25 protein-coding genes are annotated in these 25,853 nt (G+C 71.2%); 21 read left to right on the top strand and 4 right to left on the bottom strand.

Annotated features, from left to right (window positions below; all coding sequences use genetic code 11):
* Positions 1-132: 132 nt before the first annotated feature.
* Positions 133-1,157 (bottom strand): discoidin domain-containing protein (locus tag BSB02_RS43500; RefSeq protein WP_420855853.1); only part of this gene is annotated, 1,025 nt, incomplete at its 3' end.
* Positions 1,158-1,419: 262 nt separating this feature from the next.
* Here BSB02_RS43500 and BSB02_RS13955 point away from each other — a divergent pair.
* The 11 genes from BSB02_RS13955 to BSB02_RS40555 all read left to right on the top strand — a co-directional run bounded on the left by BSB02_RS13955 (position 1,420) and on the right by BSB02_RS40555 (position 13,767).
* A complete protein-coding gene (locus BSB02_RS13955) occupies positions 1,420-2,466 on the top strand; it encodes a LacI family DNA-binding transcriptional regulator (protein WP_084959211.1) in 1,047 nt (348 codons plus the stop codon).
* Between the two features lie 215 nt (positions 2,467-2,681).
* Entirely contained in the window at positions 2,682-4,064 is a 1,383-nt protein-coding gene (locus BSB02_RS13950) for an extracellular solute-binding protein (protein WP_084959210.1), read from the top strand.
* A gap of 64 nt (positions 4,065-4,128) precedes the next feature.
* Entirely contained in the window at positions 4,129-5,028 is a 900-nt protein-coding gene (locus BSB02_RS13945) for a carbohydrate ABC transporter permease (RefSeq protein WP_084959209.1), read from the top strand.
* The gene (locus BSB02_RS13940) at positions 5,025-5,990 is read left to right on the top strand and encodes a carbohydrate ABC transporter permease (RefSeq protein WP_143590629.1); all 966 of its coding nucleotides are present in this window, start codon (positions 5,025-5,027) and stop codon (positions 5,988-5,990) included. Before BSB02_RS13945 ends, BSB02_RS13940 begins: the two co-directional genes overlap by 4 nt.
* Positions 5,991-6,021: 31 nt before the next feature.
* Positions 6,022-7,542 (top strand): glycoside hydrolase family 13 protein, encoded by a 1,521-nt coding sequence (locus tag BSB02_RS13935; RefSeq protein ID WP_084959279.1) that lies wholly within the window; start codon positions 6,022-6,024, stop codon positions 7,540-7,542.
* 12 nt (positions 7,543-7,554) lie between these two features.
* Positions 7,555-9,531, top strand: coding sequence for a glycosyl hydrolase family 28-related protein (locus BSB02_RS13930; RefSeq protein WP_084959208.1), 1,977 nt, complete (start codon positions 7,555-7,557; stop codon positions 9,529-9,531).
* A gap of 165 nt (positions 9,532-9,696) precedes the next feature.
* Entirely contained in the window at positions 9,697-10,617 is a 921-nt protein-coding gene (locus tag BSB02_RS13925; RefSeq protein WP_084959207.1) for an ABC transporter ATP-binding protein, read from the top strand.
* Between the two features lie 13 nt (positions 10,618-10,630).
* Positions 10,631-11,422: an ABC transporter permease subunit gene (locus BSB02_RS13920; RefSeq protein WP_084959206.1), complete on the top strand. Its 792-nt coding sequence runs from the start codon at positions 10,631-10,633 to the stop codon at positions 11,420-11,422.
* Positions 11,419-12,951, top strand: coding sequence for an alpha/beta hydrolase (locus BSB02_RS13915; RefSeq protein WP_084959205.1), 1,533 nt, complete (start codon positions 11,419-11,421; stop codon positions 12,949-12,951). Before BSB02_RS13920 ends, BSB02_RS13915 begins: the two co-directional genes overlap by 4 nt.
* 29 nt (positions 12,952-12,980) lie before the next feature.
* Positions 12,981-13,571 carry an LURP-one-related family protein gene (locus tag BSB02_RS13910; protein ID WP_084959204.1) on the top strand — a complete coding sequence of 197 codons (591 nt, stop codon included), beginning with the start codon at positions 12,981-12,983 and terminating at the stop codon, positions 13,569-13,571.
* A 49-nt stretch (positions 13,572-13,620) separates the two neighbouring features.
* Complete coding sequence (locus BSB02_RS40555) at positions 13,621-13,767, top strand: hypothetical protein (protein WP_158088625.1); 147 nt, start codon at positions 13,621-13,623, stop codon at positions 13,765-13,767.
* On the opposite strand, the gene BSB02_RS13905 is transcribed toward BSB02_RS40555, so the two are convergent.
* Positions 13,764-14,144, bottom strand: coding sequence for a VOC family protein (locus BSB02_RS13905; RefSeq protein ID WP_158088624.1), 381 nt, complete (start codon positions 14,142-14,144; stop codon positions 13,764-13,766). The genes BSB02_RS40555 and BSB02_RS13905 overlap by 4 nt on opposite strands.
* Before the next feature lie 104 nt (positions 14,145-14,248).
* Between BSB02_RS13905 and BSB02_RS13900 the strand changes: the two genes are divergently transcribed.
* On the top strand, positions 14,249-16,096 hold the full coding sequence (locus BSB02_RS13900; protein ID WP_084959276.1) for a propionyl-CoA synthetase: 1,848 nt from the start codon (positions 14,249-14,251) through the stop codon (positions 16,094-16,096).
* Here BSB02_RS13900 and BSB02_RS13895 read toward each other — a convergent pair.
* Together BSB02_RS13895 and BSB02_RS13890 are read right to left on the bottom strand one after the other, a co-directional pair.
* The gene (locus tag BSB02_RS13895; protein WP_084959203.1) at positions 16,093-17,259 is read right to left on the bottom strand and encodes a hypothetical protein; all 1,167 of its coding nucleotides are present in this window, start codon (positions 17,257-17,259) and stop codon (positions 16,093-16,095) included. The two genes, BSB02_RS13900 and BSB02_RS13895, sit on opposite strands and share 4 nt — an antisense overlap.
* 94 nt (positions 17,260-17,353) lie before the next feature.
* Complete coding sequence (locus BSB02_RS13890; RefSeq protein ID WP_084959202.1) at positions 17,354-20,095, bottom strand: GNAT family N-acetyltransferase; 2,742 nt, start codon at positions 20,093-20,095, stop codon at positions 17,354-17,356.
* Positions 20,096-20,271: 176 nt separating this feature from the next.
* Between BSB02_RS13890 and BSB02_RS13885 the strand changes: the two genes are divergently transcribed.
* From BSB02_RS13885 to BSB02_RS13855, 9 genes are all read left to right on the top strand, one after another.
* Entirely contained in the window at positions 20,272-20,661 is a 390-nt protein-coding gene (locus BSB02_RS13885) for a hypothetical protein (RefSeq protein ID WP_084959201.1), read from the top strand.
* A 144-nt stretch (positions 20,662-20,805) separates the two neighbouring features.
* A complete protein-coding gene (locus BSB02_RS13880; protein ID WP_084959200.1) occupies positions 20,806-21,303 on the top strand; it encodes a DUF1269 domain-containing protein in 498 nt (165 codons plus the stop codon).
* A gap of 87 nt (positions 21,304-21,390) precedes the next feature.
* Complete coding sequence (locus tag BSB02_RS13875) at positions 21,391-22,200, top strand: Na+/H+ antiporter NhaC family protein (RefSeq protein ID WP_206184679.1); 810 nt, start codon at positions 21,391-21,393, stop codon at positions 22,198-22,200.
* Entirely contained in the window at positions 22,128-22,415 is a 288-nt protein-coding gene (locus BSB02_RS41400) for a Na+/H+ antiporter NhaC family protein (protein ID WP_206184678.1), read from the top strand. Before BSB02_RS13875 ends, BSB02_RS41400 begins: the two co-directional genes overlap by 73 nt.
* A 57-nt stretch (positions 22,416-22,472) precedes the next feature.
* Complete coding sequence (locus BSB02_RS42975) at positions 22,473-23,273, top strand: amino acid permease (protein WP_276206325.1); 801 nt, start codon at positions 22,473-22,475, stop codon at positions 23,271-23,273.
* The gene (locus tag BSB02_RS42970) at positions 23,219-23,797 is read left to right on the top strand and encodes an amino acid permease (RefSeq protein ID WP_276206324.1); all 579 of its coding nucleotides are present in this window, start codon (positions 23,219-23,221) and stop codon (positions 23,795-23,797) included. Before BSB02_RS42975 ends, BSB02_RS42970 begins: the two co-directional genes overlap by 55 nt.
* Positions 23,798-23,819: 22 nt before the next feature.
* On the top strand, positions 23,820-24,641 hold the full coding sequence (locus BSB02_RS13865; protein ID WP_084959199.1) for an arginine deiminase: 822 nt from the start codon (positions 23,820-23,822) through the stop codon (positions 24,639-24,641).
* Between the two features lie 77 nt (positions 24,642-24,718).
* Positions 24,719-25,099 carry a bacteriocin fulvocin C-related protein gene (locus BSB02_RS13860; protein ID WP_084959198.1) on the top strand — a complete coding sequence of 127 codons (381 nt, stop codon included), beginning with the start codon at positions 24,719-24,721 and terminating at the stop codon, positions 25,097-25,099.
* A 34-nt stretch (positions 25,100-25,133) separates the two neighbouring features.
* Positions 25,134-25,793, top strand: a complete 660-nt coding sequence (locus BSB02_RS13855) for a class I SAM-dependent methyltransferase (protein ID WP_084959197.1) — start codon at positions 25,134-25,136, stop codon at positions 25,791-25,793.
* Positions 25,794-25,853 lie beyond the last annotated feature (60 nt).

Genomic DNA, 25,853 nt, shown 5'->3' with positions numbered 1-25,853 from the left:
CGTAGGCGGCTACGCCGACGTTGTCGGTGGAGGCGGTCCAGGTCAGCCTGATCTGGCCGGTGGCCGGTTCGGTGTAGGCCAGGTTGGTGGGGGCGGTGGGCGGCTGGGTGTCGCCCGTGGCCGGGCCGTACNAGCAGCGCGTCGTTGGCGTAGATGTCGTAGGCGGCTACGCCGACGTTGTCGGTGGAGGCGGTCCAGGTCAGCCTGATCTGGCCGGTGGCCGGTTCGGTGTAGGCCAGGTTGGTGGGGGCGGTGGGCGGCTGGGTGTCGCCCGTGGCCGGGCCGTACACCTCCAGCTCCGACAGCTGCCCGGCCGGCCAGCCGGTGTTGGCGGTGATGTGCAGCCGGATGTGGCGGACGGTGGCGGCGTTGAAGGCGATCGTCACGCTGTTGCCGGTGGCGGGGGTGAAGGAGTAGCCGGCGGAGGCGACCAGGTCGGTGAACGTCGAGCCGTTGGCGCTGCCGCGCACGGTCAGCGTCTGGGTGCGGGCGCCCCAGGAGGAGGGGAGCTTGAGGACGAGTTTGTTCACGCTGACGGCCGCCCCCAGGTCCACCTGGATCCACTGGGGGAAGGCGTTGTTGGCGCTCTCCCAGTAGGTGGCCTGGTTGCCGTCGTTGGCGTTGGCGGCGACGTAGGCTTCGACGGTGCCGCTGGCCGACATCGCCTTGCCCGCCGCGAGGTTGGGGGAGGAGGCCGTGGCGCCGTAGACCTCCAGCTCCGACAGCTGCCCGGCCGGCCAGCCGGTGTTGGCGGTGATGTGGATCCTCACGTAGCGGGTGACCGTGGCGGGGAAGGTGATCGTGGCCGTCGGGGCGAACGTGTGGACGGCCGAGCCGACGATCGTGGTGAAGCCGGTGCCGTCGGTGCTGCCCTGCACCGACAGGGTCTGGGTCCTGGCCTCCCAGGTGGCGGGGAGCTTGAGCACCACCTGGTCGATGCTCGTGCTGGCGCCGAGGTCGACCTGGGCCCACTGCGGGAAGGCGTTGTTGGCGCTCTCCCAGTAGGTGGCCTGGTTGCCGTCGGTCAGGTTGGCGGCGACGTAGCCGTTGACGCTGCTGCCTGCCGTGGCGGGCCTGCCCGCCGCGAGGTTGGGGCCGCCGGCGGCGGAGGAGGGCGGGACCGCCCAGCCGAGGAGGGCCACGGCGGTCGTGAGCATGACGGCGAAGAGCCGTAACACCACGCGCTTGCTTCTCATCGCTTCCTCTGTCCGTGAGAGGGGGGTGGGGGCGCTCTCGGTCAGGGACGCTCTAACCGTGGCCCCACACACTAAGTTGACGAACAGACTGCTGCAATGTTTCGACGGCATCATGCAATGTAACGACTAGATTACGGCAAGCTTCATCCGGGCTCCGCAAGGCCGCCGCATCCGGCTGCCCGTTCGCAAGCCGCTTGCGCACGATTGACACTATGCTTGCGATGTGACCGAAAACCCGACGTCAGGGCGCACCACCACCCGCCGCCTCGCGGAGGTGGCCAAGAAGGTCGGCGTCAGCGAGGCCACCGTCAGCCGCGTGCTCAACGGCAAGCCGGGCGTGTCGGAGGCGACCCGGGCCGCCGTGCTGACCGCCCTCGACGTGCTGGGCTACGAGCGGCCGACCCAGCTGCGCGGCGAGCGCGCCCGGCTGGTGGGCCTGGTGCTGCCCGAGCTGGGCAACCCGATCTTCCCCGCGCTGGCCGAGGTGGTCGGCGGCGCGCTGGCCCAGCGCGGGTTCACCCCGGTGCTGTGCACCCGTACGGCGGGCGGCCTGTCGGAGGCCGACTACATCGAGATGCTGCTGGAGCAGCAGGTGTCCGGGGTGGTGTTCGCCGGAGGGCACTACGCCGAGGCCGACGCGCCGCACGAGCACTACCACCGGCTGCTGGAGCTGAAGCTCCCCGTGGTGCTGGTCAACGCCGCCACCGAGGGGCTGGCCTTCCCCCGGGTGTCCACCGACGACGAGGTGGCGGTGGAGCTGGCGTTCGGCCACCTGGCCTCGCTGGGCCACGAGCGGATCGGCATGGTGCTGGGGCCCGCCGACCACATGCCCTCGCGCCGGAAGCTGGAGGCCTTCCGCGCGGAGATGGCCAAGGCCGGGCTGGAGTTCGACCCCGGCGCGGTCGAGCACGGGCTGTTCTCCCTCGAGGGTGGGCAGGCGGTCACCACCAGGCTCGTCAAGAGGGGCGTCACCGGCGTCATCTGCGCCAGCGACGTGCTGGCCCTGGGCGCGGTCAGGGCGGTGCGGCGGCTGGGCCTGTCGGTTCCCGAGGACGTGTCGGTGGTGGGCTTCGACGACTCGGCGTTCATGAACTGCACCAACCCGCCCCTGACGACGGTCAGGCAGCCGATCGAGGCCATCGGCCGCACCGCCGTCACGCTCCTGGTCAGCCAGATCGACGGCACGGCGGGATCGACCGACGAGCTGCTGTTCGAGCCGGAGCTCGTGGTGCGCGGGTCCACCGCTCCGCTGAAGGCGCGCACCGCCTAGAACCCCTCACGCATCCCGGCGAGCCCGGTGTCCGCTTCCGGACACCGGGCTTTCGCATGGAGTGCCCCATCATCCTCTGTCACTTTTTTGCATCGAGCTATTCAGCTACTTGCTGGTCTCTGTCTCGAAATGTAGGTTTCTCGCAATCTGTTCGCGTAGCCAGCCTGTGAATCTTCAGCCTCGTCGGTCGGGGACCGTCCAGGAGGTAACCACCCATGAAACCCCGTCACCTCGCCGCCCTGCTCAGCGCGGGCCTCGCCCTCGGCCTGGCAGGATGCGGCTCCAGCGACGCGCCGCCGGCCTCGAGCAAGGCGGCCCAGCCGGGCTCGGCCGCCTCCGGCGCGCCGGTGTCGATCACGATCAACTGCAAGCCCCCGAAGACCAACACCGCGCAGCGCGCCACCTTCGAGGAGGACGTGGCCGCCTTCCAGAAGCTCCACCCGAACATCACGATCTCCAAGGCCGTGGACGCCTTCCCCTGCTACGAGCCGCGGACCTTCGAGGCCAAGCTGGCCGGCGGCCAGCTGGAGACCGTCTTCTACGTGAACTTCCCCAACGTGGGACGCCTCATCGAGGCCGGCCAGGCCGCCGACATCACCCCGTACCTCGACGAGATCGACACCTTCGAGGACTACAACCAGTCCATCGAGATCTTCAAGAAGGACGGCAAGGTCTACGGCCTGCCCACCGACGGCTACGGCATGGGCCTGGTCTACAACAAGGACGTCTTCGCCAAGGCCGGGCTCGACCCGGCCAACCCGCCCAAGACCTGGGCCGAGGTGCAGGCCGCCGCCAAGCAGATCGCCGCGCTCGGCCCCGGCTACGTCGGTTTCGGCGAGTACTCCGGCGGCAACACCGGCGGCTGGCACTTCACCGCCTCCCTCTACGCCCGCGGCGGCGACATCCTCACCCCCGACGGCAAGAAGGCCGCCTTCAACAGCCCCGAGGGCAAGGCCGTCCTGCAGAACCTCAAGGACATGCGCTGGCGGGACAACAGCATGGGCTCGCGCCTGTACAACGAGTGGCCCGCGCTGATGAAGGCCATGGCCGGCGGCAAGATGGGCATGATGCTCGGCGCCCCCGACGTGCTCATCGCCCTGCGCAACGACTTCCAGGCCAAGTTCGACAACTACGCCGTCACCGCGGTGCCCGAGGCCAAGGCCCTGCTCAACGGCGGCTCCGGCTACATGATCAACCCCAAGGCCACGCCCGAGCAGATCAGGGCCGGGCTGAAGTGGATCGAGTACGAGTTCCTCACCCCCGGCAAGGGCCAGCTCGACTACGTCCGCGCCAAGGGCGCCGACCTCACCGTCGGCCAGCCGTACCCCGACCTGTACCGGCCCGACACCGACTCCGGCAAGAAGGTCGCCGAGCTGCGCGCGGCCAACGCCAACATCGACGCCGGCCAGTTCGCCCTGTGGGTGGAGGGCTCCAAGGGCATCCCGCCGAAGGCGGAGCCCGGGCCGTACGCCCAGGAGATCTACGCGATCCTCGACACCCCGATGTCGGCCGTGCTCACCAGGCAGGACGCGAACATCGACCAGCTGCTCGCCGACGCTGAGGCGAAGGTCAACGCCCTGCTGGAGAAGAAGGGCTGACACGGCGGCACGGCCGCCCGGACCCGGCCCGGGTCCGGGTGGCCCCGGCACGGATCGGACAAGCATGACGACACTCACCCTGCGACGGGCCAGTCGCCGCCGGGCCGTCAGGCGGAACCTCACCGCCTACGGCTTCCTCTGCGGAGCGCTCATCTGCTTCGCGTTCTTCTCCTGGTACCCGATGGTCTGGGAGATCGTCCTCAGCTTCCAGCACACCAACTTCGTCGACCCGCCGGTCTGGGTGGGGCTGGACAACTTCCTCACCGTCTTCCAGGACTCGGCCTTCGGCCCGGCCTGGAAGAACACCGTGATGTTCACGCTGCTGGCGCTGATCATCGGGTACGGCGTGCCGTTCGTGATCGCGCTGGTGCTCAACGAGCTGCGCCACTGCCGCGCCTACCTCAGGTTCGTGGTCTACCTGCCGGTCATGCTGCCGCCGGCCGTGGGCGTGCTGCTGTTCCAGTGGTTCTACGAGCCGGAGACGGGCCTGTTCAACACCGTCCTCGACGCCCTGCACCTGCCCACGCTGAGCTGGCTCAACTCCACCGACACCGCGCTGGTCTCCCTGGTCATCGTCTCCACCTGGATGAACCTGGGCAGCGGCACGCTGATCTACCTGGCCGCGCTGCAGACCATCCCGAGCGAGCTGTACGAGGCGGCCGAGCTGGACGGGGCGGGCATCCTCAAACGGGTCTGGCACGTCACGATCCCGCAGACCAAGCTGATCCTGCTGGTGATGCTGCTGCTGCAGATCATCGCCACCATGCAGGTCTTCATCGAGCCGTTCCTGCTGACCGGCGGCGGGCCGGAGAACTCCACCGTCACGGTCGTCTACCTCATGTACCAGTACGCCTTCAACTTCGGGAACATCAACGGCGGCAACGCGCTCGGCGTGATGCTCATGATCGTGCTGCTCGTCTTCTCCACCGTCTACCTGCGCGTGTCGAGGGAGGACCGGACGTGACGGCGAACCTCACCGCTCCTCCCGCGACGGCCGAGCGCCGGCCCGCCGCCCACCGCGGGACCAGGCGCCCCCGCGGGCACATCCCCGCCGGCCACCGCACGGTCGTCTCGCCCCACCAGCTCAACTCGCCGTGGGGACGCCGCGTCTACTGGCTGGTGCTCACGCTGGTGGTGGCCTCCTTCACCGCGGCCTTCGTCTTCCCCCTGTACTGGATGGTCACCGGGGCGATGAAGAGCACCGAGGAGCTCGTCGCGATCCCGCCCACGTTCCTGCCCTCCCGCTTCAGCCTGGAGGCCTTCGCCGAGGCGTGGGAGCTGATGGACCTGAAGCTGCTGATGGGCAACACCGCCCTGTACGCCGGCGGCGCGTGGCTGTTCACGCTCACCGTCGACGTGACGGCGGCCTACGCGCTGTCCAAGCTGCGCCCGGTCCTCGGCAAGCTCGTGCTGGGCATGATGCTGGCCACCCTCATGATCCCGCCCATGGTGATCATGCTGCCGGCCTACCTGACGGTCAAGGACCTGCCGATCTTCGGCTGGGACCTGCTCAACACGCCGTGGGCGATCTGGCTGCCGGCCGCGGCCAACGGCTTCAACATCTTCCTGCTCAAGCGCTTCTTCGACTCCATCCCGCGTGAGCTGCTGGAGGCCGCCGAGATCGACGGCGCCTCGCCCGGCCGCATCCTGTGGTCCGTGGTGATCCCCGTGTCCCGGCCGATCCTCGGCGTGGTGTCCATCCTGACCGTCGTCAACGTCTGGCGGGACTTCGTCTGGCCGCTGCTGGTGCTGCAGGACCCGGAGAAGATGTCGGTGAGCATCGGCATCGCCTCGCTGTCCAGCCAGATGCCGCAGAACGTGCTCATCGCCGCGCTCGTCATCGCCGGCATCCCGACGATCATCGTGTTCTTCATCTTCCAGCGGCACATCATGGCCGGTCTCACCGCAGGCAGCCTCAAGGGCTGAGCCTGCTCATACGCGAGGAGTTGTGTTCAGCATGCCCGAGACGTGGTGGCGGGGAGCCGCGATCTACCAGGTCTACCTTCGCAGCTTCGCCGACGGCAACGGCGACGGGATCGGCGACCTGGCCGGGCTGCGCTCCCGCCTGCCGTACCTGCGGGACCTGGGGGTCGACGCGGTCTGGCTCAACCCCTGGTACCCCTCGCCGATGGCCGACGGCGGCTACGACGTGGCCGACTACCGCGACATCCACCCGGATTTCGGCACCCTGGCGGAGGCGGAGCAGTTCATCCGGGAGGCGCACGAGGCCGGCATCAGGGTGATCGTCGACGTCGTGCCGAACCACTCCTCCGTGGCGAGCGCGTGGTTCCAGGAGGCGCTGCGGGGGATCGGGCGGGACCGGTTCTGGTTCCGCGACTCCGCCGACGGCGGCCCGCCCAACGACTGGCAGTCCATCTTCGGCGGGCCCGCGTGGACCCAGGTCGAGGACGGGCAGTGGTACCTGCACCTGTTCGACCCCGCCCAGCCCGACTTCAACTGGGACAACCCGGAGGTGCGCGCCGAGTTCGAGGACGTGCTGCGCTTCTGGTTCGACCGGGGCGTGGACGGGGTCCGCGTCGACTCGGCGGCGCTGCTGGTCAAGTCCGAGTCCGCCTTCGAGGACCTGGACGGCGTCCACGACATCTACCGCGGCTGGCGGCGCGTCGCCGACTCCTACCCCGGCCGCATGCTGGTCGGCGAGGTGTGGCTGCCCGACCAGGAGCGCCTGGCCCGCTACCTGCGGCCCGACGAGCTGCACACCGCCTTCAACTTCGACTTCCTGGCCTGCCCGTGGGAGCCCGCGGCGCTGCGCGCCTGCATCCGGCGGACGATCGCCACCCACGCGCCGCTGGGCGCGCCGCCCACGTGGGTGCTGTCCAACCACGACGTGGCCCGCGTCGTCACCCGGTACGGCAGGGCCGACACCTCCTGGGACCACGCCGACCGCCGCGACGGCGTCCACTCCGACCTCGAACTGGGCTACCGCCGCGCCCGCGCCGCCGCCCTGCTGGCGATGGCGCTGCCCGGCGGCGTCTACGTCTACCAGGGCGAGGAGCTCGGCCTGCCCGAGGTCGAGGACATCCCCGGCGAGCTGCGCCAGGACCCGATGTGGCGGCGCTCGGGGCACACGGTCCCGGGGCGCGACGGCTGCCGGGTGCCGATCCCCTGGTCGGGGGAGGAGCCGCCGTTCGGCTTCAGCACCGGCACGCCGTGGCTGCCCCAGCCGGAGGAGTGGCGCAAGCTCACCGTGGAGGCGCAGCGCGAGGACCTCGGCTCCATGCTCACCCTCTACCGCAAGGCCCTGCGCCTGCGCCGCGACCTGCTCGGCGACGGCACGCTGACCTGGCTGGACTCTCCCGCCGAGGTGCTGGCCTTCGCCCGCGAGTCGGGGCTGACCTGCGTGGTCAACCTCGGCTCCGATCCCGTACGGCTGCCGCCGCACGAGCGGGTGCTGCTGGCCAGCGGCCCGCTGGACGGCGAGCGCCTGCCTCCCGACACCGCCGTCTGGCTCGTCTGAAAGGTCTCGCCCATGTCCCGAGCACTCCCGGCCTTGGTCACGGCGGTCATGCTGGCCGTCTCCGGCACGCCCGCGCTGGCCCAGCCCGCCGCGGCGCCCGTCGTCACGCGGGCCGCGCTCGACCCCGCGCTGGTCGCCGGCCGCGGGGCCGAGGTGCCCTTCCTGGAGCAGGAGGCGGAGAACGCGGTCACCACCGGCACCGTCATCGGCCCCGACCGGACGCCCTACACGCTGCCCGCCGAGGCGTCCGGCCGCTCGGCGGTCCGGCTCACGCCCGGCCAGTACGTGGAGTTCACGCTGCCGAGCGCGGCGAACGCGATCACCGTCCGCTACAGCATCCCCGACGCCCCGCGCGGGGGCGGCATCACCGCGCCGCTCGAGGTCACCGTCAACGGCGGCGGCCGCAAGACGATGACGCTCACCTCCCAGTACTCCTGGCTGTACAACCAGTACCCCTTCACCAACGACCCGCAGGCCGACCTGCTGCACCCCAACTGGTGGATCACCGAGTGCTCGTGCGTGCCCGCCTCCACGCCCGGGGTGAGCATCGCCAAGCCGTTCCGCCCGATGCACTTCTACGACGAGCAGCGGCTGCTGCTCGGCCGTACCTACCGGGCGGGCGACAAGGTGCGGCTCACCGTCCCCGCGGGCGGCAACGCGGCCTGGACGGTCATCGACCTGCTGGACTCCGAGCTGGTCGGCCCGCCCAGGATCCGGCTCGCGGCGGCGAACGTCCTGGCCTTCGGCGCCGACCCGACCGGCCGCCGCGACTCCGCCCGCGCCCTGGAGCGGGCCATCGCCTTCGCCAAGCGCAAGAGGCTGCCGGTGTACCTCCCGCCCGGGACCTACCAGGTCAACCGGCACATCATCGTCGACGACGTGACCATCGAGGGCGCGGGCAGCTGGTACACGATCATCAAGGGTCGCGAGGTCGCCCTCGACACGCCCGCCCCGGACGGCTCGGTCCACACCGGCGTCGGCTTCTACGGCAGGCCCGCCGCCGAGGGCGGCAGCCGCAACGTCCACCTGTCGGGCTTCGCCATCGAGGGCGACGTGCGCGAGCGCATCGACACCGACCAGGTCAACGGCATCGGCGGGGCGATGAGCGACTCGACCATCGAAGGCCTGCACATCCGGCACACCAAGGTCGGCATGTGGTTCGACGGGCCGATGTCCGGCCTGACGGTGCGCGACAACGTCATCGTGGACCAGATCGCCGACGCGCTGAACTTCCACACCGGCGTCACCGGCTCGGTCGTGTCGGGCAACTTCGTCCGCAACACCGGCGACGACGGGCTGGCCATGTGGTCGGAGAAGACCGCCGACGCGCGCAACGTCTTCACGCGCAACACCGTCCAGTCGCCCTCCCTCGCCAACGGCATCGCGATCTACGGCGGGACGGACAACACCGTCTCGGGCAACCTCGTCGCCGACCCGGTGCGCGAGGGCAGCGGCCTGCACGCCGGCGCGCGCTTCGGCGCCGAGCCGTTCGCCGGCGAGCTGCTGTTCCGGGACAACACCGTGGTCCGGGCCGGGACGTTCGAGCTGAACTGGAAGATCGGGCTGGGCGCGATCTGGTTCTACGCGCTCGACCGCAGCATCGAGGCCGACGTCCAGGTCGTGGGCGACCACTACCTCGACAACACCTACAACGCGATCATGCTGGTGAGCGAGTGGTCGGTGAAGGACCTGTACTCCATCCCGCACGTGGCGTTCAGGGACATCCGCGTCGACGGCACCGGCACCTCGGTGGTCAGCGCCCGCGTGAAGGGGTCGGCGTCGTTCGAGAACGTGGACGCCCGCAACGTGGGGGCGGTCGGCGTCAACAACTGCGGCTCCTTCGGCTTCCCGCCCACGGGCTCGGAGTTCACGCTCCTCGACCGCGGCGGCAACGACGGCGGCTGGCTCGCCCCGTGGATGCTGCCGAACACCGTCACCTGCGACGACCGCCCGCCGGTCGTCACCCCGCCGCCGCCCTCGCCGTGGTGAGGCGCCGCTGAGGGGGCGCTGAGGGGGCGCTGACGGCCTGACGCGGTGCGAGTCGCCGCGTCAGGCCGTCGTGTTAATTGGGTCACAACCGCAGTGAAAGTCTGATTTGTCACCTTTGGTGCTCGTTGCGCACCCCGCCAGGGAGCGCCGCACCAGGGAGAGCAGATGATACAGACACAGCGGCTGACCAAACGGTTCCGCAAGACCGTGGCGGTGGACGACCTGTCCATCGCCGTCGAGCCGGGAAGGGTCACCGGGTTCCTCGGGCCCAACGGCTCGGGCAAGTCCACGACCATGCGCATGATCATGGGCTTGGACCGCCCGACGCGCGGCTCGGTCACGGTGAACGGCAAGCCGTACCGCAAGCTGCGCCATCCGCTGCGCGAGATCGGCGCGCTCTTGGACGCCGACGCCGTCCACCCCGGCCGGTCCGCCTTCCACCACCTGCTGTGGATGGCCCAGGCCAACGGCATCCCGCGCGCCCGGGTGGAGGAGGTCCTCGGCCTGGTGGGCCTGTCGGCCGTGGCCGGTAAGCGCGTCGGCGCCTTCTCCCTCGGGATGAGGCAGCGCCTGGGCATCGCTGGCGCCATGCTCGGCGATCCGGGGATCCTCATGCTCGACGAGCCGATGAACGGGCTGGACCCCGAGGGGATCCTGTGGGTCCGCACGCTCATGAAGTCGCTCGCCGCGCAGGGGCGGGTCGTGTTCGCCTCCAGCCACCTCATGAACGAGATGCAGGGCACCGCCGACCACGTCGTCGTGATCGGCCAGGGACGGCTCATCGCCGACGCGTCCCTGAAGGACTTCGTCGCCGCCAACTCCCTGCGGACGGTTCGGCTGCGCACCCCGCACGCGACCACGCTCGCTCCCGCCCTGGAGGAGGCGGGAGCCCAGGTGAGCGCGGAGCCGGACGGCTCGCTCACGGTGAGCGGACTGCCCTCCGACCGCGTCGGCGACCTCGCCCTGGCGGCGGGGGCGGCCCTCCACGAGCTCTGGACGCGGACCGACTCGCTGGAGGCCGTGTTCATGAAGCTGACCCACGACAGCGTCGAGTACCAGGCGAGCCCGGCCCCTGCCGGCGCGTGACAAGGAGACGTCAATGACAACACAGGCACAACCGGCGATCGCCGCTCGCCCGGACTCCGCGAGATTCACCTTCGGCGACGCCGTCCGCGCGGAGTGGACCAAGTTCCGCTCCGTCCGATCCTTCCGCTGGTGTCTCGCGATCTTCGCGCTGATCTCCGTCCTGACCAGCGCCGGCTTCGCCGTGGCGGCGGCCATGTCGCTCTATGGCGCAGAAACGGCCACCATGGGCGAGCTGGTGAGCACGACCCAGCTGGGGATGGGGCTCGCCGAGCTCGTCATCCTGGTGCTGGGCATCCTGACGATCACCGGCGAGTACCGCTCGGGCACCATCCGCACGTCGCTGATGAGCGTCCCGCGACGGTGGCACCTGCTCCTGGCCAAGGCACTCGTGCTCGCCGCGGCGGTCGCCGTGGCCTCGCAGGTCGCGGCCTGGGCCGCGTTCGGGATCCAGTACGCCTCCAGCGAGACGATCGGGGACCTCGGCCCCGAGATGCTGCGGGTGCTGTTCGGGTACGCCCCCTACCTGGCCGTGCTGGCGGTCTTCGGGATGGCCATCGGCGCGGTGGTACGGCACGCGGCGGGCGCAATCCTCGCCGGTATCGGCGTCGTCTACGTGCTGCCGTTCCTCGCCGGCCTCGTCCCGCACATCGGTGAGTGGGCCGACGAGGTCCTGCCCTACCCGAGCGGGACCGAACTCATCACGATGACCTCGGATGACGCGTGGGTCTGGTTCGGCGTGTGCTGCGCCTGGACCGTCGTGGTGCTCGCGCTCGCGATCCATCTGACGCACAGGAGGGACGCATGACGCCGTCCCGACGCGGCCACGCACCGTCCTGGGCCCGGCGCGCGCTGGCCGCCGGAGGCGTGCTGCTGGGCCTGCTCGCCGCCGGTTGCGCCGCCGGCGGGCACACCGACAGCAGACCTTCGTCCGTCCCCGCCGACGCCGGGGCGCTCCGTCCCTTCTACGAGCAGAAGATCACCTGGAAGGCCTGCGATGACGGCTTCGAGTGCGGCCGCATCCGGGTGCCGCTCGACTACGCCGACCCGGGCGGCGAAACGATCACCGTGGCGGTCAACCGCAAGCGCGCCGCCGACCAGAGCCGGCGGATCGGCTCCCTGCTGCTCAACCCGGGCGGGCCTGGCGGCTCGGGACTGGACCTCGCCCAAGATTCCGGCTCGATCCTCACCGAGCGGCTGCGTGCCCGGTTCGACGTCGTGGGCTTCGACCCGCGCGGCGTCGGAAGGAGCGCGGCGATCAGCTGCCGGTCCTCGACCGGTGGAAACGTCTACGTGCCCACCGCGAGCAACCCGCGCGCGAGCGCGGAGCCCACGGCGAGCGACTACGTGAAGCACTTCAAGGAGTTCGCCACCCACTGCCGGGCGGGTTCGGGCAGGCTGCTCGGTCATGTCTCCACCGCGGAGGTCGCCAGGGACATGGACATCCTGCGCGGGGTGCTCGGCGACGCCAAGCTGCACTATCTCGGCTACTCCTACGGCACCTTCCTCGGCGCCTCCTACGCAGAGCAGTTCCCCGGCAGGGTCGGCCGGCTGGTCCTGGACAGCGCCGTCGATCCCCGCGAGTGGCCGACGGGCGGGCTCCGCGCGCAGGCGGTGGGACGGGAACTGGCGCTGGACTCCTTCGTCGCCGACTGCGCGAAGCGCCCCGACTGCCCGCTGGGCACCGAGCCGAAGGCGGCCAAGCGCAGCCTGGCCGAGCTGCTCGAGCGCCTCGACCGCACGCCGCTGCCCGGAGACGGCGCGGACAGGCTCGACAAGCGGACGGCCATCGCCGTCATCGGCGCAGCCCTGTACGACAAGAAGTCCTGGCCCGCGATGCGGACCGGCTTCAAGGAGGCCATGGCCGGCGACGGTGCGGCTCTGCTCGACCTGGGCGGATCAGGGGACGGTGAGAGCAACTTCGCCGAGGCCTTCACGGCGAACTTCTGCCTGGACGGGCCGCCCCGCGTGACCACGGTCGCGCAGGCCCAGGCGCTGCAGCCGGAGCTGGGCAAGGTGGCGCCCATCTTCGGAGAGGAGACCGCCTGGTTCGATCTGCAGTGCGCGTACTGGCCGGTCAAGCCGGTCGGCAAACCGCATACGATCACCGCGCCGGGGGCCGCCCCGATCCTGGTCGTCGGTGTGACCAAGGATCCGGCCACGCCGTACCGGTGGGCGCAGGGGCTGGCGGGCCAGCTTTCCTCCGGGGTGCTGCTCGCCTACGACGGCGACGGCCACGGCGCCTACGGCATGGACGGCAGCGCGTGCGTCAACGACGCGGTCGACACCTACCTCATCGACGGCCGCCCGCCCGCGGACGGCAAGCGGTGCCGGTGACCCCGGCCCCAGATCAAGGAAAGAAACCTATGAACACCCTCAATTCGATCTTCCGAGTACGCCAGCGGATCACACCCATGGTCAACCGCTACGCCGTCCACGCCGTGCAGGCAGACGGCAAGGAGGGGCCGCTCGTCGCCGTCGCCCGGCACAAGCGGATGGCGTTGAAGGAACAGGTCCGCTTCTACGCCGATGAGGACCGCCGGACGCCGCTGTTCTCCTTCAAGGCCCGTCAGCTCGTCGACCTTGGCGCCGCCTACGACGTCCTCGACCGGTCCGGCGTGCCCATCGGGTCGTTCCGCAAGGACTTCGCCCGCTTGCTGCTGCGTTCCACCCGGCATCTCGACCAGCCCGCCCTCGAAGGCATGGTCGGGTCCGAACGCGGCATGAGCGTGGCGATCGTCCGCCGGCTGTGGGACCTGATGCCGGTGGTGGACGCGATCCCGTTCTTCATCCCGTACCACTTCGACTTCCACGCTCCCGACGGCAGCCGGGTGCTGGCGTTGACGAAGAAGATGCGCGTGCGCGACTCGTACGTGCTGGAGATCTTCGATCGGCGGCTCGACTGGCGTCTGGCCGTCGCCCAGGCCGTCGCGCTGGACGCCCTGCAGTCCCGCTGAGCACCGGCCGGGGTCCGCCTCGACACCCTGGGCTCCCGCATGCCCGCCTATGTGGGGCCGGGTCCGCTCCGCGCCCGACCCCACCTGCTGCAGCTTCGAGGTCAGCGTCGGGGAGAACGCCATGGAGTTCACGCCGCAGGAGGTGGCCGCCCTCGTCCGCGACGTGCTGGACCGGGCGTCGCGCGCCCCCTCCTAGGCGCCCTGCGGATGCCGCCGGTACAGCAGGCAGAACTCGTTGCCCTCCGGATCGGCCAGCACGACGAACCCCTCGTCACCACGCTGGCCGACGTCCACCCGCGTGGCGCCCAGCCCGATCAGCCGCTCGACCTCGGCGTCCACGTCGCCGCCGTCGGGGACATAGAGGTCGGGATGGTTGCGGTTCTTGCCGCGCTTCGGCGCGTCGGCCGGCTGGAGCCAGACCGTCAGCGAGTTCCTCGGCGCGTCCGCGGGCGGCCACAGGTGCGGCCCCTCGCCGTCGTGCTCGATCTCATAACCCAGCACCGCCGCCCAGAACGCGGCCATCTTCCTGCTGTCGTGCACATCGAGCGTCCACTGCGCGAACCGGCTCGTCACGCCGCCACCCCTTCGCCTGCCTGATCCAGCTTCGGACGGGGTACCGGGTACCCCAGGAGGCGCGGGTCTACCGTACGGCGGCGGCCGGGGAGAGGATGGGCACCATGGCCGGCTATGAGCAGACCTACAGGCGCAGCCTGGAAGACCCCGAGGGCTTCTGGGGCGAGGCGGCGCGGGCGATCGCGTGGGACGTGGAGCCCAAGACGGTGTTCGAGGACGGGCGGTGGTTTCCCGACGGGCGGCTCAACACCTGCTTCAACGCCCTCGACCGGCACGTGGCGGACGGCCGCGGCGACCAGCCCGCGCTGATCTACGACAGCCCGGTCACCGGGACGCTGCGCCGGTTCACCTACGAGGAACTGCGCGGCGAGGTCGCCCGGACGGCGGGCATGCTGCAGAGCCTGGGCGTGACCGAGGGCGACACGGTCGTGATCTACATGCCCATGGTGCCAGAAGCGGTCATCGGGATGCTGGCCTGCGCCCGCATCGGCGCGGTGCACTCGGTGGTGTTCGGCGGGTTCGCCGCCCCCGAGCTCGCGGCCAGGATCGACCACGCCGAGCCGAAGGTGATCCTCAGCGCCTCCTGCGGGCTGGAGCCGGGGCGGATCGTCGAGTACAAGCCGCTGCTGGACGCCGCGCTCGACCGGGCCTCGCACCGGCCGGACGCCTGCGTGATCCTGCAACGCCCGCAGGCCGAGGCGCAGCTGCGGGACGGGGAGCTGGACTGGGCGCAGACGGCGGCCAAGGCGGAGGAGACCGGCTGCGTGCCGGTGGCCGCGACGGACCCGCTCTACATCCTCTACACCTCCGGCACCACCGGGGCGCCCAAGGGCATCGTCCGCGACAACGGCGGCCACGCCGTCGCCCTGCGGTGGTCGATGGGCGCCGTCTACGACACCCATCCCGGCGAGGTGTTCTGGGCCGCCTCGGACGTGGGCTGGGTGGTCGGCCACTCCTACATCGTCTACGGGCCCCTGCTGGCCGGATGCACGACCGTCCTGTACGAGGGCAAGCCGGTCGGCACGCCGGACGCGGGCGCGTTCTGGCGCGTGGCCGCCGACCACAAGGTCAAGACCCTGTTCACCGCGCCCACCGCCATCCGCGCGATCAAGAAGGAGGACCCGTCGGGACGGCTCCTGCGGGACCTGCCGGACCTGCGCTACCTCTTCCTCGCCGGGGAACGGCTGGACCCCGACACCTACCACTGGGCCACGGACCTGCTGGGCGTCCCCGTGATCGACCACTGGTGGCAGACCGAGACCGGCTGGCCCGTCGCCGCCAACTGCATGGGCATCGAGCCGCTTCAGCCCAAGCCGGGCTCCCCGACGGTGCCCGTGCCCGGCTACGACGTGCGCATCCTGGACGAGCAGGGCCGCGAGTGCCCGCCCGGCGTCGACGGGGCGATCGTGGTACGGCTGCCGCTGCCGCCCGGCACGCTGCCCACCCTGTACCGGGACCACGACCGGTTCGTGCAGTCCTACCTGGCCCGCTATCCCGGCCACTACCTGACGGGCGACGGCGGCCACGTCGACGAGGACGGCTACCTGTTCGTCATGGGGCGCACGGACGACGTGATCAACGTGGCCGGACACCGGCTGTCCACGGGGGCGATGGAGGAGGTCCTGGCCACCCACCCCGACGTGGCCGAGTGTGCGGTGATCGGCGTGACGGACCAGCTCAAGGGCCAGGTACCGGTGGGGTACGTGGTGCTCAAGAGCGGCGTCGAGCGCGCCGAGCCCGACGTCGAGGCGGAGCTGGTGGCGCTCGTCCGCGACCAGATCGGCCCCGTGGCGGCGTTCAAGCGCGTCAGGGTGGTCTCCCGCCTGCCCAAGACCAGGTCGGGCAAGATCCTGCGGGCCACGATGCGCGCCATCGCCGACGGCAGGCAGTACCGGGTGCCCTCGACGATCGAGGATCCGGCCGCGCTGGAGGAGATCGAGCGCCTCGGCTAGGAGCCGCCGCGGGCGAGCGTCAGGTACACGGCGCGCACCGCGAGCACCCTCTCCAGCTCGCGGATCACCGGCGGGAAGAACTGCTTGCGGTAGTTCGGATCGACCATGGCCGAGAAGGCGAAGTACATGCTGGAGAAGCCGGCCAGCAGCAGTGACACGCGCACCAGCTCGGCCGGTACGGCCGGCACGAGGGCGGACGGCTGCGGCGGCGCGCCGATCCACTCCTGCATCGTGTGCGGGTCGATGAGGACGAGGCCCAGCGTCACGAAGAACGCGAACATGCCGACGCCGACCACGACCGCCTGGACGAGCTGCCTGCTGGCGAGCAGGAACAGCAGGTTCAGGTTCTGCAGGCGCGACAGCGGGGCGGCCCGCCATCCGGCGCGGCAGGCCGCGGAGCCTTCGAGCGGGGTGCCCCGGCACGCGGTGATCACGGCCTCGGCCGACAGGCCGTCCTCGATCTGCGCGATCTCCTCACGCAGCCGGGCGCCGGACGCGAACACCGTCACGATGGCGAAGATGGCGATCACGAGAGCCTCGCGCTGCCAGGTCAGCCGTCCGGCCAGCTGCCACAGCTCGCCGGTGAAGAAGAAGAACAAGGTGAGGAAGAGCAGCATGGGCATGCTGCGGGCCTGTAGCTGGAAGCCGTTCCTTAGGTCGCCGAGGGCGTGGAGCAGCGCCCGGCCGGCCAGCGGCACCAGCCCGAAGGCCGTGCACAGGTAGGCCAGGGCGAAGCCCGCGCCGAGCAGGACCACCGTGGTCCAGACCAGGAGACCCTGCGGGAGGTGGCGCGTCTCGATCGCCGTTCTCAAGCCCTCGACGATGGGCCGCGTGCTGGAGCCGTACAGGCAGACACAGGCCACGGCCGTCAGGCGCGCGAGAGGGGACCGGAGCCGGCCGCCGATCCAGTGGCGCAACGGGACGGCCGCGGCGGCGACCATGCAGATCACCAGGACCTCGGGCAAGTCGGCGGGGATCCAGTGGACGATGCCGAGGAGACCCAGCACGGGGGCCATCCTGGTCACGGTGTCGCCGCGCCCGGGCGCGCGCCGCAGCCTGGGCAGCCCCTGGCGCACGAACCACCGCTCGGCCTCCGCCAGCCGGCGGCCGGGCTGAGGCTGCGCGCGCACCGCCGTCGCGGCCGGTGTCCGCGTGGACGTCATCCGGTCACCTCCCGAGGAGCTGGAGTCCCCACTATGGGAAGCGCCCATTGACGCACGCTTGCAGCGCGCTGGCGAGCCGGCGCCCGCGACGTCGCTAGGAGACCGGCTCCCGGGTGAGGAAGGCCAGCTGCGCCCGCTTGGCCGGCAGGTACACCTCCGGCAGGTCGACCTCGGGCAGCACCACCACCGGCCCGAGCTCGGCGCCCATCCTGACCAGACGGCTGATCGCCTTGTCGTTGCCGGCGTCGGGCTCGGCCACGATGCGCCGCCGTCCCAGCGTGCCGAACGCGAAGGAGACGAGCACCGACAGCAGCGCGCCGGTGAAGCCCGGCCGCGCCTCGCCCTCGGCCGGGCCGATCAGCACGTGGGCGCCGATGTCGCCGGGCTCGGGGTCGTAGCACTCGCTGACCCGGTCGGCCTGCGGCTCGTAGGTCTGGAACAGCGCGAGCGGCGTGTCGTCCCGGACGGCCAGGTAGGCGTGGTGCGTGGTGAGCGAGTCGAGGTGCTCGTAGGTCCGCAGCACCTCCTCACGGCTGAAGCCGCTCATGCCCCAGAACCGGGCCCGCTCCTGCGTCACCCAGCCGTGGAGCACGTCGACGTCGGCGGCCGGGTCGACGCGCAGGAGGCGCACGGTGCCGAAGCCCTCGACGTGCTGCTCGTGGACGGGAGCGCGGCCCGCCGCCGTCCAGGCGCGTGCGGTCATGGGGGTGGTCCTCCTCGGGGTGGGGCTCGGGGTGGGGTTCGGGGTGGGGAAGGACTCGGTGGCCAGCCGGTCCCAGTCGGTGATCACGGGCACGAGCTCCCCGTTCAGCCACAACGGGAGCTGGTCGCGGTGGTGGGGCGACCCCGGCACGCCCGAGGCGCCGAACGGGACGACCCACCGGCTGTCCTCGCGCCGGGCCAGGTCCCACACGTAGCGGGCCGCCGGCCCTCGCGCGGCGAGGTCGGTGACGCCGGGCACGCTGGAGGTGCACAGCACGCAGTCGTGGTCGCCGGACAGCGCCGGCGGCCGCTCGCGAGCGTCCTGGCCGTACGGCAGGGCGCGCCATGCGGCGAGCCGGTGGGTCTGCCCCCACGTCATGCCGGGGTTGCCGGTCGCGGCCACCTCCTCGAGCGCCTCCCGCACCGCGCGGGCGGCGTCGAGCCCGGGCAGCGGGCCCGCGGTCAGGTCCTCCCGCAGCAGGTGCTCCAGCGCGTAGGCGACGCGGGAGGCCAGGTTCAGCCAGGGCAGGAACAGCGCGGGATAGGCCGGGGGCCGGCTGAGCGCGGCCAGCGCGGGGTGCGCCGCGAGCCGCCGGACGACCGCGCCGCGCACAGCCGCGAACGCCCCCGCGTCGGCGCTTCCGGCCGCCATGCGCCGATCCCAGGCCAGCAGCCGGTCGCGCAGCCGGGCGGCGGGCGGGCTGAGGCCGTCCAAGCGCGAGAGGTGGTCCAGGAGGGGCGCGGCGGAGGACAGGTGGTCGTCCGTGTGGATCGCCGCCATGTCCGCGGCCGACCAGGCGTTCCGGCTCTCCAGCAGGCGCCGGATGCGGGCGGCGCGGTGCGGCGCGGCGAACTCCACGCCCAGCGGCGCGGCCAGGCCGCGGTCGTTGGCCATGACGGCGAGCCCGTCGCGGACCTCGCCGCGGGGCGGGCGGTGCCAGCCGCGCCACTCGTGGCCGGCCTCCCACGCCGGTACGGCGCGCACGCGGTTGTCGTCGTGACGCACGGGGACGGCGCCCGCGACCCGGTGCAGCAGGCCGCCCTCGACGTCGGCGGCCAGGACGACGTTGAGGGGCTCGGCCCAGGCGTCCAGCGCCCGGTCCACGTCGGCGACGCGGCGGGCCGCCAGCAGCGCGGGCAGCGCGCCGAAGCCCAGGTCCTCGCGGACGCGCGGCGGGTAGCGCAGGCTGATGCCCTCGCCCTCGCCCTCGGCCGGCCCGCCGAGGAAGATGATCACGGGGCCGCGTTCGGTCTCGACGACCTCCACCTCGACGGGCTCGTCCCCGGCCACCTCGACGGTCTCGGTGTGCCGGTGGGCGGGCCGCCACCCTCCGGGCCCGAGCGCCTCCACCCCCTCCCCGGTACGGCGCAGCCGTTCCCGGTAGAGGTCCTGGTAGTCGGCCATGGCGTTGGTGATGGCCCACGCCACCGTGCCGGTGTGGCCGAAGTGGGCGATGCCGGGGATGCCGGGAATCGCCAGGCCGACGACGTCGTACTCCGGGCAGGCCAGGTGGATCTGCTGGTAGACGCCCGGGTCCTCGATGAAGCGGTGCGGATCCCCCGCGATCAGGGGCAGGCCGGTCGCGGTGCGAACGCCGGCCAGCAGCCAGCCGTTGCTGCCCGAGGTGCCCGGCCCGTCCGTGGCGAACAGCCCGACGGCCTCCGGCCCCAGGTGGCGGATGACCTCCTCCCGCCACAGCTTGGCCGGGAAGCCCGCGAACAGGATGTGCGCCGAGAGCCAGATCCCCATCGGGGTCCACGGCTCCCAGCGCCCCGGCTCCAGGCCCACGGCCGCGAACTCGGGGGCGCGGCGGGCGCCCTCCGCCAGCCCGTCGTTGACGCCGTCGGCGTAGGCCGCGACCCAGGCGGCGGTGTCCGGATCCCCGCGCCGGAGCGCGGCGAAGCAGCGCCGGGCGGTGTCGTCGAGCCGGGCCTGGCGGGCGAAGACGTCCCAGCCCGCGGCCTCGGCGCCGAGGAAGGCGGCGGACGTGCCCCGGGCGCGGTGCCGTTCGATCTCCAACTGCCAGGCCCGGTCCACGGCGGTGACGCGCCCCTGCGCGAAGGCGAGCTCCAGGGCGTTGTCCGCCTTCACGTGCGGAATGCCCCAGGCGTCCCGGCCGACGACGATGGTCACGGATCCCCCGTTCCTGAACAGTAAGGTAAGCCTATCCTAATGATCCCGCGAGTGAAGGTCCTTGGGCATCCGGTTTGCAATGGTTACGCCCTGCCTGCCGGGTACGACGGACGGCATTGCGGGGTTCATGGGGGAAGCGGATTCTCATCACGGGGGCCGGCACCGGATTCGGGTGCATGGCCTCGCTCGACCTCGCGGCGAGGGGCCACGAGGTGATCGCCGCGGTCCACGGCCATCAGGTCGCCGAGATGGAGCGGGAGGCCGCCCACGGCGTCCCGTCCGGCGGCGAGTGCGGCATCCTGTTCGCCGGCGTCGGCGCTTCCCTGAGCCGCCGGTTCGAGTTCGTCCAGGAAGAGTGGGTCAACAGCGGCATCTTCATCGGCCGGGACGGCGAGCGGGACCCGCTGTGCGGCGCCAACGAGGGCACGGGCACGTTCACGATCCCGCAGCGGCCCGTCCGGCGTCGGCTCACCGGCCTGCCGTCCTTCGTCACCACCCGCGGCGGCGAGTACTTCTTCACGCCCGGGCTCGGCGCCCTGCGCTGGCTGGCCGAGCTGCCGGGATGAGCGCCGTGACCGGGCGAAGGCGCGCCGCCGTTTGCGAATGATTTACAAATGCCAGGTTGAGGCCGGGGTTCGTGGCGGAACGAGGGTGAAGTTCTGGGAGGCGGGAAACGGCCTGGCTCTCACCATCGAAACGGGGGATGCTCCATGAGCACGCTGATCGCCGTCGCCTACCCTGGCGTGGACACCGCCATGAGAGTCCGCGACCGCCTCATGGAGCTCCAGCGCCAGAACCTGATCACGCTGGCCGACGCGGTCGTCGCGGAGAAGAAGGCCGACGACAAGATCAAGCTCCACCAGCTGCACAGCACCGTCGGCGCCGGCGCGACCATGGGCAGCCTCTGGGGCGGGCTGATCGGCCTGATCTTCCTCTCGCCTCTGCTGGGCATGGCGGTGGGCGCCGCGGCGGGAGCCGCCATGGGCGCGGCGACCGACGTCGGCGTCGACGACGCCTTCATGAAGGACCTCGGCCGGCGGCTGCAGACGGGTGGCGCGGCCCTGTTCCTGCTGGTCACGCGGAGCACGCCGGACAAGGTGATCGCCGAGGTCGCGCCGTACGGCGGCGAGATCATGCAGACCTCGCTCAGCGAGGATGCGGAGCTCCAGCTGCGCGAGGCGCTCGAGGTGGCCCAAGCCGCGCGCTAGGCGCGCTCGGGATCGTCCGATGCGCCGGCAGCCGTCGGTGGGCTGCGGGCGCCAGGCTCTCCGAGCTCCCCCGGTGAGGGTTGATCCATGGCTGGCGGACAGGTCCGGCACCCGCGCGAGCCGTCGCTGGGGGACGCCATCTGGCCGCTGGTGGCCCTGGTGGTGCTCATCGGCGGCTCGCTGGCGCTGTTCGGGCTCGACGCGCTGGACGGCCCGATCCAGATCGCGCTGGTCCTGTGCGCGATGATCGCGGGGCTGGTCGTGCTGAAGAACGGCCACCGGTGGGAGGACCTGCAGGCCAGCGGGCAGCGCGCGCTGTCGTCGATCACCACCGCCCTGTTCATCCTGCCGGCGGTCGGCGCGCTGATCGGCACCTGGAACATGCCGGGCACCATCCCGACCCTCGTCTACTACGGGATCCAGGTGCTCTCGCCCGGCTGGTACTACGCCGCGACCGCGCTGATCTGCGCGGTCATCGCCATGTCGATCGGCAGCTCCTGGACCACGGTCGAGCTGAGGTCGCTGGGCGACATCTTCTGGATCACGCCGCTCAACCTGCTGCCGCTGCTGCTGCTCGTGGTGCTGTCGGCCCGCAAGGTGCCGGCCACCCTGGCGCTGATCGCCTCGGCGCTGTTCGCCGGTCTGGTCGGGATGTTCACCCAGCCCGCGGTGACCTTCGGCACGATCCTGGAGGAGTTCGGCCTGATCAACCGGCTCATCGAGCCGATGGTGCGCGGCCAGGGGGACGGGACGGCTGTTCCTGACCGTGTTCGCCAGCGCGTTTCGGCCTCAACGTCGTCGCCGGCGACCAGTACATCGCGCTGGTGCTGCCCGCCCGGGTCTTCCGCGCCGAGTTCGCCAGACGCGGGCTGGCGCCGACGAACCTGTCCCGGCTGACGGCCGACAGCGGCACGGTCACCTCGCCGCTGGTGCCGTGGAACTCCTGCGGCGCGTTCATGGGCGCGGTGCTGGGCGTCTCCACGCTGGCCTACCTGCCGTTCTGCTTGTTCAACATCTTCAGCCCGCTGCTGAGCGTGCTGTACGGGTTCACCGGATTCAAGGTCGAACGGACGGTCACCGTACCTCCCGGCAGTCAGGAGGCTCAGCCTTGAGCACCGAAACCAAGATCTCCTCGGCCGCTGGCGCTGACCGCGATGGTGGTCGGCTCCATGGTCGGGGCCGGCGTGTTCTCGCTGCCGCGCAACTTCGCCCAGGCCACCGGCGTGTTCGGGGCGCTCGTCGCCTGGCTGATCGCGGGCGTGGGCATGCTCATGCTGGCGTTCGTCTTCCAGACGCTGGCCGTACGCAAGCCGGACCTGAACGCGGGCGTCTACGCCTACGCCAAGGCCGGGTTCGGCGAGTTCCCCGGCTTCTTCTCCGCCTTCGGCTACTGGGCCAGCGCCTGCGTGGGCAATGTGTCGTACTGGGTGCTGATCAAGTCGACGCTCGGCGCGGTCGTCCCGGGCTTCGGCGAGGGCAACACGCTCCTGACGGTGGCCGTCTCGGCGATCGGGGTCTGGGCCTTCCACTTCATGATCATGCGAGGGGTGCGCGAGGCGACGGCGATCAACAAGATCGTGACGGTCGCGAAGCTGGTGCCGATCGTGCTGTTCGTGGTGATCATGATCGTGGCGCCGCGCGGCGAGGTGTTCGCGGCCAACCTCTGGGGCGGCGAGGGCGCGGGACCGCTGTTCGACCAGGTGAGGGCCACCATGCTGGTGACGGTCTTCGTCTTCCTCGGCGTGGAGGGGGCCAGCGTCTACTCCCGCTACGCGCGCAGGCGTGAGGATGTGGGGCGGGCGACGGTGCTCGGCTTCCTGAGCGTGCTGGCGCTGTTCGCCTCGGTGTCGGTGCTCCCGTACGGCGTGCTGCCCCGCGCCGACCTGGCGCAGGTGCGCCAGCCGTCCATGGCGGGGTGCTGGAGTCGGTGGTCGGGCCGTGGGGCGCGGTGTTCATCAGCGCCGGGCTGATCGTCTCGGTGCTGGGCGCCTACCTGGCCTGGACGCTGATGGCGGCCGAGGTGCTGTTCGGGGCGGCCAGGGACGAGGACATGCCGCGTTTCCTGCGGCGGGAGAACGCCCACGGCGCGCCCGCGGCGGCGCTGGTGCTGACCAGCGCGCTCATCACGCTCGTGCTGGCCGTCACGCTGTTCTCCGACGACGCCTTCTCCTTCACGCTCAAGCTGACGAGCGCGCTGTCGCTGATCCCGTACCTGCTGGCCGCCGGGTACGCGCTGAAGCTGGGCGGCCGTGCCAAGGACGTGGCGGTCGCCGCGCTCGCGGCCGTCTACACCGCCTTCCTGATCTTCGCGGCCGGGCTGGAGTTCGTGCTGCTGTCGTGCATCGTCTACGCGCCCGGCACCGTGCTGTTCGCCATCACCCGCCGCGAACGCGGCAGGCGCGTCTTCTCACCCGCCGAGCTGCTGTTCGCCGTGGTCTGCGCGGGCGCCGTCCTCGGCGTCATCGGGCTGTCCACCGGCTTCATCACCATCTAGTCGCTAGTCGAGAGGAACCGGCATGTCCTTCGGAGTGCATTCCGAGGTCGGCACCTTGCGCAAGGTCATCGTGCACCGGCCCGAGCTGAGCATGAAGCGGCTCACGCCGGCCAACAACGACCGGCTGCTGTTCGACGACATCCTCTGGGTCGAACAGGCGCAGCGCGAGCACGACGCCTTCGTCGCGATGATGCGCGAGCGCGGCATCGAGGTCTACCACCACCGGCAGCTGCTCGCCGAGGCGCTCGACGCGAGCTTCGAGTCCAAGCAGCACGCCATCGAACGCGCCGTCACCCACCTGACCGTCGCGATCGGCATGTCCGAGCGCACCAACGCGCGCACCATCGAGCACATCGCGCTGTCGCTGTTCGCCGCCGGGGCCGCCGAGCGCGTCATCGCCGTCCACATCCCCAGGCAACGCTCCTCCATGCACCTCGACACCGTCTTCACCTTCCGGGACGTCGACAAGGCCACCGCCTACCCGCCCTTCCTGGAGACGGCCACGACCTACTCGCTGCGTCCCGGCGACAAGCCGGGCACGCTGGAGGTGCGGCGCGACGCGAGCTTCGTCGGCGCGCTGGAGGACTCGCTCGGGCTGTCCCGGCTGGAGGTCATCCCAACCGGCGGCGACGACTACCAGCAGGCCCGCGAGCAGTGGGACTCGGGCAACAACTTCTTCGCCCTCGAACCCGGCGTCGTGGTCGGCTACCACAAGAACCAGTTCACCAACCGCAAGCTACGCGCGCACGGCGTCGAGGTCATCGAGATCGAGGGCTTCGAGCTGGGCAAGGGCCGCGGCGGGGCGCACTGCATGACCTGCCCCATCGAGCGCGACGCGGCGTAATCGGGGAGCGGGTTCGTTCCTCACCTGGGATAGTCGAAGGAGGTCCCTTTCGTTCCGGTTCGTTCCGGCAGGAGATCATGGACGAAGAGCAGCACCCCCCGGCAGGCGGTGAGGACCGTCTCCCTGAGACCTATGACGAGTTCAGCGCCCATCCCATGGCCCGCAGGCGCGAGATCTACGCTCGGCTGCCGGCGCGGACGCGCAGCCGCTTATGGCTGGAGCAGCTGTCTCGGTACCGCGCCACGCACACCGACCTGACGGCGGCGCAGCGGCGCGTCCTCGACGAGGTCGAAGCGCTCATGCGCGACGAGGAGACCTTCGCGCCGGGCGGCGGACCGAGCCCGGAGGTCGACCGGATCAGCCGGGCCGCCATCGCCGCCCTCGGCAAGGACGAGGCCCGCAGGCTCCTGGCCACGCTCGGGCCCGAGGAACCCGGGGGAGCATGCGGGATCGGATGACGGCGCCGAGCTCACGTGGGCTACCTTGTCCGGCATGATCGCCGAAGGCTGGCTGGCCGACACCCGGGCGTCCTACGACACCGTCGCGGAGAGCTACGCGGACCAGGTGCGCGACCTGCTCGATCAAACACCCTACGAACGCGCGTTCCTGGCGCTGTTCGCCGACCTGGTGCGGGCCACCGGCCCGGGGCCGGTGGCCGACGTGGGGTGCGGGTCCGGGAGAATCACGGCCCACCTGCGGGAGCTGGGCGTGGACGCGTTCGGGATCGACCTGTCGCCCGCGATGATCGAGGTGGCTCGGCGCGAGCACCCCGGCCTGCGGTTCGAGGTCGGCTCCATGACGGACCTCGACCTCGCCGACGCCTCGATGGCCGGCCTGGTCGCCTGGTACTCGCTGATCCACGTTCCCGACGAGGAGATCGGCCGGGTCCTCACGCACTTCCGGCGGGTGCTGCGGCCCGGCGGCCCCCTGCTCCTCGGCTTCCACGTCGGCGACGAGTCCCGGTTGATCACCCAGGGCTACGGTGGCCACCCGATGCAGGTCTACGTCCATCGCCGCCGGCCCGACCAGGCGGCCGCCTGGCTCGACGACGCCGGCTTCACGGTCGAGGCGCAGATGACCTTGAGCTCGGCCGAGAGCAAGCTCGGGGGAGTTCTCATGGCGCGCCGGCGGCCCGATGCCCGGCAGGGATGACAGCTCTTTCGGCGACAGGCCCGCCGTGGGTTCGGCCGGACTGAACTCACGAAGGCGGCG

This window comes from Thermoactinospora rubra (assembly GCF_002093975.1).
In the GTDB taxonomy this organism is placed as follows: Bacteria; Actinomycetota; Actinomycetes; order Streptosporangiales; family Streptosporangiaceae; genus Nonomuraea; species Nonomuraea rubra_A.
Note: the sequence above shows the minus strand (reverse complement) of the source record. Positions and strands in the feature narration are given on the sequence as shown.